Source organism: Dietzia sp. UBA5065 (assembly GCA_002415925.1).
GTDB lineage: Bacteria > Actinomycetota > Actinomycetes > Mycobacteriales > Mycobacteriaceae > Dietzia.
Genome location: DIAZ01000185.1, coordinates 1 through 1,022 on the forward strand (window position 1 = coordinate 1; position 1,022 = coordinate 1,022).

General features: G+C 74.1%; 1 protein-coding gene and 1 pseudogene. One reads left to right on the plus strand and one right to left on the minus strand.

Annotation, left to right across the window (positions count from 1 at the left end; genetic code table 11):
* Positions 1-87 precede the first annotated feature (87 nt).
* A complete protein-coding gene (locus tag B4M60_RS15200; protein WP_291085962.1) occupies positions 88-849 on the plus strand; it encodes an IclR family transcriptional regulator in 762 nt (253 codons plus the stop codon).
* Here B4M60_RS15200 and B4M60_RS15205 read toward each other — a convergent pair.
* Positions 846-1,022: pseudogene (locus B4M60_RS15205) on the minus strand (2-keto-4-pentenoate hydratase); the annotation flags it as partial. The gene B4M60_RS15200 and the pseudogene B4M60_RS15205 sit on opposite strands and share 4 nt — an antisense overlap.

A 1,022-nucleotide genomic window follows, 5' to 3' on the forward strand; every position in this document is an offset into this window, starting at 1 on the left:
GTGTACGAGTCTACCGCCACCCCGACGGTAGCGCAAGAGTTCGAATAGCGCCCCCGCTTCCGCCGCCCTCCCCGCTAGACTCCCGGCATGGCAGAGCCCCCCGCGTCCCCCGTCGACCGAGCCTTCGACGTCCTTCGTGCGACCGCGGCCGGCACGGGGCTCACGCTGAGCGAGATCGCGCGCGAGACCGGCCTGGCCAAGTCCACGACGCTGCGCCTGCTCGGCGCGCTGGAACGCAACGACGCCGTCACGCGGATCGGCCAGCGCTACAGGCTCGGTCCGCTCGTCCACGAACTCGACCCGATCCCGACCTCTCCGGAGTACGAGCGGATCCGGAGGGTGCTCACGCCGTTCCTCGCGCACCTCTTCGAGGCCACGCGCGCGACGGTGCACCTGGCCACGCTGCACGGCGACGAGGTGGTGTACCTCAACAAGCTGCACGGGCCGCGCCCGATACCGTCACCGTCGCGGATCGGCGGCGGACTGCCGGCCTACTGCACGGGGGTGGGCAAGGCGATGCTCGCCTTTGACGACCAGGCCGCCGACCGCGTCGCGCGGGGCCCCCTGGTGGCGTGGACGGACACCACGCTCACCTCGGCCGACGCACTGGCCGTGGAGCTCGCCGAGATCCGGCGGCGGCGGCGCGCCCTGGACCGGGCCGAGCTCACGCCGGGGCTGTTCTGCGTGGCGGCGCCGGTGTTCGACGACGACGAGCAGGGCGCGGGCGGCACGCGGGCGGTCGCCGCGCTGTCCGCGAGCGCGGCGGAGGAGGGCGCGCTCGCCCGCCTGGAACCGCTGGTCACCCGGATCGCGGCGGCCGCCGGACGCGCGCTGGGCGGTGACCGCTAGGAGAACTCCATCGTCACGTCGCCCAGACCCGCGAACTCGGCCCGGAAGGTGTCCCCGGGCGCGGCATCCATGGCGCGGATCGCGGTGCCGGGCAGGATCACGTCGCCCTTCCGGAGCCGGACGCCGAACTTGGCGACCGTCGCCGCGAGCCAGCCGACGGAGTTGAGCGGGTT